Below are 7,729 nucleotides of genomic sequence, written 5' to 3' on the forward strand. Positions count from 1 at the left end.
ACCTGGTAGTGGCGCAGGAACAGCTGCTCCAGGGTGGCCGGCTGGCAGGTGAGGCCGCGCAGGCCGGCCTGGGTGATCACCCGCATCACGGCGTCCAGGTGTTCTGCGTCGACCTCCAAGCTCACCCGGCCTCCGTTCACGGCCAGGTCGTGCACGCCGGGCAGACCGGCCAGAGTGTCGGGAACCGCCGCCAGGTCGGCGGTGATCGAGGTGCGGGTCAGGTGCCGCAGCTGCGTCAGTGTCCCGCTCTCCACGGCGCGGCCGTCGCGGATGATGGTGACGCGGTCGCAGAGGGCTTCGACCTCGGTGAGGATGTGGCTGGACAGCAGCACCGTGCGGCCGGCGGCGTGTTCTTCGGCGACGCAGTCGCGGAAGACGGCCTCCATGAGCGGGTCCAGGCCTGCGGTGGGCTCGTCCAGTAGCAGCAACTCGACGCCGGAGGCCAGCGCGGCGATCAGCGCGACCTTCTGCCGGTTGCCTTTGGAGTAGGCGCGGCCCTTCTTGGTCGGATCCAGGTCGAAGCGGTCGATGAGATCAGCGCGTCGTCGTGGATCGAGCCCGCCGCGCAGGCGGGCGAGTAGGTCGATCGCCTCGCCGCCGGACAGGGTGGGCCAGAGCGTCACGTCGCCGGGCACGTAGGCGAGCCGCCGATGTAAGGCGACCTTGTCCCGCCACGGATCCGCGCCGAGGAGTTCGGTGCGGCCGGAGTCGCCGCGCAGCAGGCCGAGCAGGACGCGCAGGGCGGTGGTCTTCCCGGCGCCGTTGGGGCCGAGGAAGCCGTGCACCTCACCGGTCCGCACGTCCAGGTCGAGGCCGTTCAGGGCCTGGACGTGGCCGAACCGCTTGGTGAGACCGTTGACGAGCACGGCGAACTCTGACGACATGGGGCGCTCCCGAAGCCGATCGGATAGGACTGCCGACCAGACTTCCCGGCGCACCGCTGGTGACGTTACTCCGGGCCGGTGGGCGGCGCCAGCCCTCCCCTGGCGCGATCGCGGAGCCGTCTGGCCGCGCCGTGCCAGGCCGGGACGTCGCGTTCGTCGTCGAACCAGCGGGCGACCACGATGTCGGTGGAGGAGTGCAGCAGGATCGACAAGATGATGGTGACCGCGACGACCTGGAACACGTCCTGCGCGGCGGCGATGCCCGAGCCGAGTACGAGCAGGCCGTAGACGACCGAGGCGAACCCCTTCGGCCCGAACCAGGCGACCGCCGCCTGTTCCCGCATCGTCAGGCCGGAGCGCAGGAAGGAGATCCAGATGGCGATCGGCCTGGCCAGGAACAGGGCCAGGACGGCGAACAGCCAGCCACGCCAGCCCACCGACCCCAGCAGGGGGAAGCTGATGAGGGCTCCGAAGACCAGCAGCGCGGCCAGTTTGAACAGCTCGGCGATCAGCTCACCGAAGTGCTCGAAGGATTCGCGCTGCCGCCGGCCGAAGGTGGCGACGGTGATTCCGGCCGCGAAGGCGGCCAGGAACAGGTTGCCGTGGGTGAGTTTGCCCAGGGCGAGCACGAGCAGGCCGATGGCAAGGCCGTTGAGCGGCTCGTATTGGGTGGAGGCGGAGAACCAGCGGGTCTGTTCCAGCTTGATGGCCAGCCAGGGGACGGCGACGCCGATCACGATCCCCAGGGCCAGTTCCAGGCCGAGTTCCCCCAGATGCAGATCATCGGATCCGGCCGCGATCGCCAGGAACAGCACCACGAACGGCAGCGCCAGCCCGTCGTTGACCCCGGATTCGACGTTGAGCAGCTGGCGCAGCCGCGGCGGCACCTTGTCGTTGCCGACCAGGGCGGCGGCGAACACCGGATCGGTGGGCGCGAGGATCGCGCCGACCAGCAGCGCCTGTGCCCATCCCAGGCCGACCAGGTAGTGCGCGCCCGCGGCGGTGACCAGCAGAGTCAGGGGCAATCCCCAGCCCAGGGCGCGGCCGGGCAGCCGCCACGCCTCGCGCAGGTCCCGCCAGCCCACCCGCATGCCGTCGGAGAACAGCACCGCGAACAGGGCCAGCTCGGCCAGCACGGCGACGATCTCGTCGGCGGGGGTGAGCGAGACCAGCCCCAGGGCTCCGTCGCCGAGCACGAATCCGGCGACCAGGAACAACGCGGCGGTGGACAGGATCGTGCGGTTGGCCAGGCTGGACAGCAACACCGCCAGCAGCAGGACCACGGCGAAAGCCGGGAGCAGCGCCCCCATCAGGTCGGCCGCCGGTTCGGATCAGCGTTCATGAGCGGCCTCCAGGCGGCAACGTCGAATTCAACGCCGACCAGACTTCCCGGCACACCCAGGGTCACCGTAGCAGCGGCCCACTGGACGCCGATCGCTCGCCCGGCCTCGGTTTTGATACGTTGGCGGCGGTGTGCCGGGAAGCCTGGTCGGCGAGTTCACTCGTTTCGGCCTCCTGGGAGCATTCATGACCTGCCGCCCCGCTTGTCCCGACCGGGCGCGACCCCGGCCGCGCTGCCATGTCTGAACTGGCCGTGGACGAGTTCATCATCGACTACCGCATCGTGATCCTCAGCCTCAACGGCGCCTTGTCATCGGCGACGTGCGCGACCTTCCGCGACGCGCTCGCGCGGGCCGTCGCCGTGCGCCATCCGGCACAGATCATCGTCGACGCCACCCGCCTGGCCTCCACCGACTCCGCCGGGCTTTCGGCCCTGGCGGAGTCGGCTGAGCACGTTCGCGGCACCGGGGGCCGGATGATCGTTGTCGGGACCGGCCCGCACCGGCCTTCGCTCACCGGCCTCCCCGACACGGTCGCCACGGTCGGAGCGGCTCTTTCCGAACTCCGCGGACGGGGTGGCTCTTCCGACCAGCCCTGACACCGACGCAAACGCCCGCGCCCCGTCGGGCCGGTTGGAGCACAGGTCTTGACTGCTCACGCCCCTGCCTCCTTTAATAAACCGACCGCCGGTTTATTATGGAGGCAGAAATGGCTCGGAGTGTCGATCCGGCGGCACACGCCTCGCGCCGCGAAGAGTTCCTGGATGTCGCCCAGCGACTCATCCAGACCCGCGGGTATGCGCAAATGAGCGTCCAGGACGTCCTGGCCGGCACCGAGGCCTCCAAGGGCGCCTTCTACCACTACTTCGACTCCAAGCAGGCGCTGCTGGAAGCGCTGATCGAGCGGACCGCCGACACCCTCGCGGCGCATCTGGCTCCGATCGCCCGGCTGGACGCGCCAGCGCTGGATCGGCTCCAGCGATTCTTCGCCGCACTGGCGGGCTGGAAGGTCCCGCGCCGGGACCTGCTGGTGGCCCTGCTGCGGGTCTGGTACGGCGACGACAACGCCGTTGTCCGGCAGAAGATGCGGCCCGGCCTGGCCGATCGGATGCTGCCCCTGCTGAACGACATCATCAGCGACGGAGCGGCGCAGGGCGTCTTCACCACCCCTTACCCCGAGCAGACCGGCCGCGTGCTGCTGTCACTGCTCAACGATCTCAACGACACCCTCGGCGAACTGTTGCTGACCCAGGAGTCGCAGGAGCCGGGTGCGGTGTCCCCGCCGCCGATCGAGGCGATGCTCGCCGCCTACACCGACGCGATGGAACGCGTTCTCGGCGTCCCGGCGGGCTCGTTGCTGCTCGTCGATCCGGCGACGCTGACGGCCTGGTTCGACCCCACGGGCGACCGCCCATGAGCGCGGCCACCCTCACCCCCACCCTCAGGAGTGGTCATGGTCATCGCTTTGAAGATCCTGCTCGGCCTGTACATCCTGCAGGCGCTGATCAAGTTCATCAACCTGTTCGCCATCCCCTACCCGGCCCGCATCAAGAAGATCGCCGCCCTCTACAGCGGTCAGGGGCGCTTCATCAAGGTGTTCGACGACATCCTGCTCCTGCTCATGGCCGTCCTGGTGGCGCTGCAGGCCGCGGTCGGCATGGAGCACCTCAGCTTCATCACCGGCCTGCTGGTCGGCCTCACCCTCACCCAGGTGCTCTTCCACCGCTTCAACCAGCCGCTGCCGCCGGACCGGGAGCCCGCGCCGCCGCTCATCCCGATCAAGACGATGTCCTACGCCATCCAGGCCGCCCCCCAGCTGGCCTGGCGCGAGCTCATCATCCAGAGCGCCCTCTTCCTCTGGGCGCTGACCACGCTGATCACCCAGAGCGGTTGATGAGGTCGATGGGCGTGGCGAGAGCACGGCGGGGTTCCTGACGACGAGGGGTTTGGCATCACCGGCAGTGCTGCGGTGCCCGCAGCCGGATCAGCGACGACTGTCACCGGGCCGCGATCAGGACGCGACCTCTGCGATCGCTTCCAGGCCGCTGGCGAAGCCGCCTCAAGCGAGGTATAGATCCGTTTCACAACAAATGGCCCAAGTGGGATGAGTGAGAGATGTCGCACTGTGCGGACGAGGGTAGAGCCCTATAAGAGGTGAAATCAGCATCGGTTACCTGACCTCGGGCACCACTCTCCCGCTGCGGGGAGCGAACCCGGAACCCGCTGAGCGACGGGACGCACGCCGAACGGGAGGTCGTCATCGATGACCAGGATGAAAGTGAGAGCGCTGATCACGCTCCTGCCGCCTGAGCAGGGTGGCTTGTCCCACGCCCTGCCGCACCGCACACAGTCGCTGACGGTCCGCGCGCATCATCGGGAGGCCGGCGTGGTTCGCCGCCGGCCGTTCGCCGCGGCGATCATTACCGACGACTGGATGCCATTGACCCCCGGGGACAAGCATCACATCGTGACCATGATTGTCACCGACGACAAGGCCGCCGAATACCTTCGCCCAGGCGAGCGTTTCGACCTCTGGTGCGGACACGATATCGGCGGCGGCATCGTGTCACGGCGCATCGTCATCTAGAGGGAATGCTCCGTCCGTGTCGCGTCGTCCGGACCCGTCGGCACGCAAGGCCGGTCCTTCAGGCCTCCCGGAGGGCCGTCCTGAACAGGTAAGGCCTGTCCGTCTGCTGGGCCACCTTGTTCGCTGTGTGTGATGATGGAAATTGCACCGTTCGGCTCGAACACCGCCAGGCGTACCGCGGCGAGTTCGGAGACACCGTGCTGGCGCAAGACGATGTCGAGGTCGGACCGTGTCAGTCCACAGCGGCGCAGGGCAGATTGTTGCACCGCGCCGTCGTGGACGAGCAGGCGCGGCGGCGGGTCGGCCATCCGGCGTAGTCCGGGCAGGAAGCGCAGGTGGACGACGGCGAGGTGGGCGAGCAGCAGCGTGATCAGGGCGGCGGCGCCGTCCAGCCAGGAGGCGTCGGTCGCGGTCGCCGTACGGCCGATGAGCGCTCCGACCGCGACGGCCGTGACGAAGTCGAACGGGGCGAGTTCGGTCAGCGCGCGCCGTCCGGTGAGCCGGAACACCACTACCGCGGTGACGAACAGCGCCAGCACCTTGACCGCGGCCAGCAACGCCCGTTCCGGAGCGCCCACCAGGGCATCGAGCACGTCACTCATCGCGGCCGGCCCTGATGACGCCGCAAAGCTCTGCCGTCGCCCCCGGGGCGATCATTGCGACTCTGTCCACGTTCCTTGCCCCCGACTACATACGGCATCGCCGAAACAGCATCGGGATGTGGCCGGGCTACCGCCAGAAAGCAAACGGCTTGGCCGGATGAGCCTGCTGTCAGGCGTCTCAGCGTGGCGTGATCTACCCTGCCCGGGATCTACGAAACGTGGTGACCTGCTGGGAGGGGAACGGCCAACTGCCCTGGGCCGCTGCGGAGGCAGTATCCGCCGAGCACCGCCAGCGCGGCGAGGCCGTACCCGATGGTGCCGGTGACGCCGCCGAGCGCGGTGCCGGCCGTGAGGTACTTGGCCGCTCCCGCGAGCGGAACCCCGAGCCACTCCCATCGGCCGTCGAGCGCGACCAGGGCGACCAGAAGCAGTGCGTACCACGAGTAGCCGGGTGTCAGCAGCAGGAACGCGGTTCCGGTGACGAGCAGCGCGCCTCGCCAGGGCTGGTCGGGATCGCCATGGCGCAGCACCAGGAGGGTGACCACGAGCAGGAGTGCCGCCACCACCGGCAGCGCCCAGGCGTCGGGGACGATGAGCCGAACCAGGGCGTAGCGCTCCCGCGCGGAGGCGTCGTCATACCCCTCCTCCCGTACGTAGCCGGACAGGTAGCCGAAGACGGACGCGCGGGAGGTCAGCAGGTAGGGCAGGTAGGCGAGGGCGACGACGGCTGCCGCGGGGCCTGCCACCGTGAGCGTGTCGCGGAACCACCGATCCCTGGAGAGCACTCCGGAGAGGGCGCCGGGCAGGGTGACCGCCGGCAGGAGTTTGACCGCGATGCCGGCGCCGAGCAGGGCGCCGCCCAGGGCGCGACGGCGCCGGATCAGCAGGAACGCGAGCACGGTGAGCAGCACGCCGAGTACGTCGGCGTGCGCGTTGTTGACCGCCTCCAGCGGCACCGCCGGACACCACGCCCAGTAGGCGGCGCAGGAGGTGACATGGCCGGGGCGGCGGCGCAAGAGTGCGATCGTGACGCAGATGGAGAGCAGCGCGCCGCCGAGTTGGAGTGGTTTGTGCCGGGCGCCGGGAGGCGAGAGCGTGTGGACGAGAAGGAAGTAGGCCTCCGCGACCGGCGGGTAGATGGTGTGGACGGCCGGTCGGTTCAGGCGGGTGCAGCCACCGGTGGGGAGTGGGGAACGGCCGGGTTCCCGGCAGGCCGCGCCGGTGGGGAACAGCCAGGGATCCCGTAGTGCGGTGAGGGCGGGGTCGGCCGGGGTGTGGTCGTAGGGCGAGTTGCCCGCGGCCTGGACTCTGCCGTCCCAGGCGTAGCGGTAGGAGTCGGTGCTGGTGCGGGGCGGTGCCAGCAGGCCGGTGGCGGCCACCGCGATGCCGCCGGCCAGGACCAGGGCCGCCGCCTGGCGGGCCGGCGTGCCGCGCAGTGACCAGGCGGCGGCGGCGAACAATGCCCACGCCGCCGCGTACCAGCCGAACAGTTCGGCCGGGGCGGTGGAGAAGAGGTCCTGGCGGACGGTTGCGGCGAGCACGGCCACCAGGGTCGCGAGCAGCACGGCGGTTCTGGCCGGCGCGGGAATCCGGCGACGGACGGCTGCCGGGGTCAGCGCAGGGCTGCGAACCATCGGCCTGCCTCCTGCCATCGCTCGGTGGTGGCGAAACCGGCGGCCTGGGCCAGGCGGGCGATGTCGCCGGCCGAGACTCTGGCCCAGCCGAACCAGTCTCCGACCGCGTCGGCGCGGCGGAGCCGTACCCGCTCGACCCGGCTGGTCGTCTCCGGGGTCTCCAGTTCGACCAGGACGGAGCCGCCGGGACGGATGAGTTGGCGAGCCCGGCGTAGCAGCGCGTCAGGGTGGGCGCCGATGCCGATGTTGCCGTCGGCCAGCAGCAGGGTGGCCCATCGGCCGCTGCCGGGGACGTGGTCGAACACGTCGCGGCAGAGGGCGAAACCGCCGGCCCGGCGGGTCAGTTGCACGGCGTGCGGGGTGATGTCGATGCCCAGTGCGGTGACGCCCCGCCGGGCCAGGGTGGCGGTGAGCCGCCCCGGCCCGGAGCCGACGTCCAGCGTCGGGCTGACGCAGCGGGACAGCAGCGCCTCGTCCCCGTCGATGGGCTCGAACCAGCGGGCCGCCTCCAGCGGTTCCACGGTTCCGTCGACGTGCTCGATCTGGGTCGCGGTGCCGGCCAGCGACTGGGAATACAGCTCGCCCATCATGCGATGTCGATCTCCATGGTGGGAGGGTAGAGCCGTCGCGACGCCTCGGCCCTTACGAAATGCTGACGTGAACGCCCAGCTCACGGCTGGTG

At 70.0% G+C, this 7,729-nt stretch carries 9 protein-coding genes; 4 read left to right on the forward strand and 5 right to left on the reverse strand.

Annotation, left to right across the window (positions count from 1 at the left end; genetic code table 11):
* A partial coding sequence (locus Acor_RS41465; RefSeq protein WP_155342241.1) for an ABC transporter ATP-binding protein occupies window positions 1–884 on the reverse strand: 884 nt, incomplete at its 3' end.
* Between the two features lie 65 nt (window positions 885–949).
* Window positions 950–2,194, reverse strand: coding sequence for a cation:proton antiporter (locus Acor_RS41470; protein WP_155342242.1), 1,245 nt, complete (start codon window positions 2,192–2,194; stop codon window positions 950–952).
* 269 nt (window positions 2,195–2,463) lie between these two features.
* On the opposite strand from Acor_RS41470, the gene Acor_RS41475 reads away from it, so the two are divergent.
* The 4 genes from Acor_RS41475 to Acor_RS41490 all read left to right on the forward strand — a co-directional run bounded on the left by Acor_RS41475 (window position 2,464) and on the right by Acor_RS41490 (window position 4,811).
* Complete coding sequence (locus Acor_RS41475; RefSeq protein ID WP_155342243.1) at window positions 2,464–2,823, forward strand: STAS domain-containing protein; 360 nt, start codon at window positions 2,464–2,466, stop codon at window positions 2,821–2,823.
* Window positions 2,824–2,933: 110 nt separating this feature from the next.
* Window positions 2,934–3,641: a TetR/AcrR family transcriptional regulator gene (locus Acor_RS41480; protein ID WP_155342244.1), complete on the forward strand. Its 708-nt coding sequence runs from the start codon at window positions 2,934–2,936 to the stop codon at window positions 3,639–3,641.
* A 36-nt stretch (window positions 3,642–3,677) separates the two neighbouring features.
* On the forward strand, window positions 3,678–4,118 hold the full coding sequence (locus Acor_RS41485) for a hypothetical protein (protein WP_155342245.1): 441 nt from the start codon (window positions 3,678–3,680) through the stop codon (window positions 4,116–4,118).
* A gap of 369 nt (window positions 4,119–4,487) precedes the next feature.
* Entirely contained in the window at window positions 4,488–4,811 is a 324-nt protein-coding gene (locus Acor_RS41490; RefSeq protein WP_155342246.1) for a hypothetical protein, read from the forward strand.
* Here Acor_RS41490 and Acor_RS41495 read toward each other — a convergent pair.
* The 3 genes from Acor_RS41495 to Acor_RS41505 all read right to left on the reverse strand — a co-directional run bounded on the left by Acor_RS41495 (window position 4,808) and on the right by Acor_RS41505 (window position 7,637).
* Complete coding sequence (locus tag Acor_RS41495) at window positions 4,808–5,413, reverse strand: DUF421 domain-containing protein (protein WP_155342247.1); 606 nt, start codon at window positions 5,411–5,413, stop codon at window positions 4,808–4,810. The genes Acor_RS41490 and Acor_RS41495 overlap by 4 nt on opposite strands.
* A gap of 209 nt (window positions 5,414–5,622) precedes the next feature.
* Window positions 5,623–7,047 carry a glycosyltransferase 87 family protein gene (locus tag Acor_RS41500; protein ID WP_155342248.1) on the reverse strand — a complete coding sequence of 475 codons (1,425 nt, stop codon included), beginning with the start codon at window positions 7,045–7,047 and terminating at the stop codon, window positions 5,623–5,625.
* Entirely contained in the window at window positions 7,026–7,637 is a 612-nt protein-coding gene (locus tag Acor_RS41505) for a class I SAM-dependent methyltransferase (protein WP_155342249.1), read from the reverse strand. Before Acor_RS41505 ends, Acor_RS41500 begins: the two co-directional genes overlap by 22 nt.
* Between the last annotated feature and the right edge of the window lie 92 nt (window positions 7,638–7,729).

The sequence above is a fragment of the Acrocarpospora corrugata genome (assembly GCF_009687845.1).
Taxonomy (GTDB): domain Bacteria; phylum Actinomycetota; class Actinomycetes; order Streptosporangiales; family Streptosporangiaceae; genus Acrocarpospora; species Acrocarpospora corrugata.

What these genes read in the sequence shown, in the direction of transcription:
- Acor_RS41470 (WP_155342242.1), bottom strand. Translation starts at nt 2,194, where the DNA reads ATGGGGGCGCTGCTCCCGGCTTTCGCCGTGGTCCTGCTGCTGGCGGTG.
- Acor_RS41475 (WP_155342243.1), top strand. Translation starts at nt 2,464, where the DNA reads ATGTCTGAACTGGCCGTGGACGAGTTCATCATCGACTACCGCATCGTG.
- Acor_RS41480 (WP_155342244.1), top strand. Translation starts at nt 2,934, where the DNA reads ATGGCTCGGAGTGTCGATCCGGCGGCACACGCCTCGCGCCGCGAAGAG.
- Acor_RS41485 (WP_155342245.1), top strand. Translation starts at nt 3,678, where the DNA reads ATGGTCATCGCTTTGAAGATCCTGCTCGGCCTGTACATCCTGCAGGCG.
- Acor_RS41490 (WP_155342246.1), top strand. Translation starts at nt 4,488, where the DNA reads ATGACCAGGATGAAAGTGAGAGCGCTGATCACGCTCCTGCCGCCTGAG.
- Acor_RS41495 (WP_155342247.1), bottom strand. Translation starts at nt 5,413, where the DNA reads ATGAGTGACGTGCTCGATGCCCTGGTGGGCGCTCCGGAACGGGCGTTG.
- Acor_RS41500 (WP_155342248.1), bottom strand. Translation starts at nt 7,047, where the DNA reads ATGGTTCGCAGCCCTGCGCTGACCCCGGCAGCCGTCCGTCGCCGGATT.
- Acor_RS41505 (WP_155342249.1), bottom strand. Translation starts at nt 7,637, where the DNA reads ATGATGGGCGAGCTGTATTCCCAGTCGCTGGCCGGCACCGCGACCCAG.